Origin of the sequence: Marinobacter salinexigens (assembly GCF_008370345.1) — a bacterium.
Classification (GTDB): domain Bacteria; phylum Pseudomonadota; class Gammaproteobacteria; order Pseudomonadales; family Oleiphilaceae; genus Marinobacter; species Marinobacter salinexigens.
Genome location: NZ_VTUU01000119.1, coordinates 1 through 218, shown reverse-complemented (window position 1 = coordinate 218; position 218 = coordinate 1). Strand labels below are relative to the sequence as shown.

General features: G+C 56.9%; 1 protein-coding gene. It reads left to right on the top strand.

Annotated elements, in window-relative coordinates; genetic code table 11:
* The first annotated feature begins 65 nt into the window (after window positions 1-65).
* Window positions 66-206 carry a hypothetical protein gene (locus FWJ25_RS20910; protein WP_497755931.1) on the top strand — a complete coding sequence of 47 codons (141 nt, stop codon included), beginning with the start codon at window positions 66-68 and terminating at the stop codon, window positions 204-206.
* Window positions 207-218: the final 12 nt, after the last annotated feature.

The window sequence follows — 218 nt, the reverse complement described above, 5'->3', positions numbered from 1 at the left end:
CTGGAGTTTCAGAGCATGCCAGGACCCTTGGCCCAAAAGGTTCTGACCCTCACAAGGCGGCTGTCATTGGTGACACCATTGGAGATCCTCTCAAGGTTGCCGCGAGTCATGTCGCCGGTCGCGCTCACAAGCTTATGGCGGTTGAATCCCTTGTCTTCGCCCCCTTCTTCGCCGCCCATGGTGGCATTCTCTTCAAATGGCTCTAAGCCAGCGAGAGA